Annotated in this window: 1 protein-coding gene; it reads right to left on the reverse strand. The window is 66.4% G+C overall.

What is annotated here, in order from left to right; translation table 11 throughout:
- Positions 1–30: 30 nt before the first annotated feature.
- On the reverse strand, positions 31–858 hold an 828-nt coding region (locus tag RM540_RS16315), incomplete at its 5' end, for an IS3 family transposase (protein WP_311666092.1).

Raw genomic sequence — 858 nt, forward strand, 5'->3', positions numbered from 1 at the left:
TGAATCAACCCGGGTTTGCCGGAGACCGGATTACGTGAGTGCCGCCTCGGTGACCTGAGTCTCCAAGCGGCGGTAGAAAGCGTCTTCGTACTCGGCTGGCGGAAGGTAGCCGAGAGGCTCGAGCAGGCGCCGCTCGTTGAACCACCACACCCATTCCAGCGTGGCGAGTTCGACGTCTTCGAGGCCGCGCCACGGCCCGTTGCGGTGGATCTCCTCGGTCTTGAACAAGCCGATCACCGTCTCAGCCAGGGCGTTGTCGTAGGAATCTCCCTTGCTTCCGACCGACGGCTCGATGCCCGCCTCGGAGAGCCGCTCGGTGTAGCGAATGGACAGGTATTGAACGCCCCTATCGCTATGGTGAACGAGGGGATCGTCGCCGACCGAGCGCTCGCAGATGGCCTGCTCCAGCGCGTCGAGCGCCAAGTCGCTCCGCAGCGAGTTCGACACGCGCCAGCCGACGATGCGCCGCGAGAACACGTCGATCACGAAGGCGACATAGACGAAGCCGCGCCAGGTGGCGACGTAGGTCAGGTCCGACACCCAGAGCTGGTTGGGGCGCTCGGCGGTGAAGTCGCGCTCCACCAAATCGAGCGGGCGCTCGGCCAGATCCGCCGGTACGGTCGTGCGGACACGGCGGCCCCGCGTGACGCCGCGCAGACCCATTGTGCGCATCAGCCGGGCGACGGTGCAGCGGGCGACCACGAAGCCTTCGCGTTTCAACTGCTTCCAGACCTTCTTTGCGCCGTAGACCGAGCGGTTCTCGTCCCACACGCGCTGGATCTCAGCACGCAGGGCCTCGTCGCTCTGTGACCGCGCCGAGCGCAGGGCCGGATCGGACTGGCGGGCTTTGGCGGCGTA

The sequence above is a fragment of the Rubrivirga litoralis genome (assembly GCF_031846415.1).
Classification (GTDB): domain Bacteria; phylum Bacteroidota; class Rhodothermia; order Rhodothermales; family Rubricoccaceae; genus Rubrivirga; species Rubrivirga litoralis.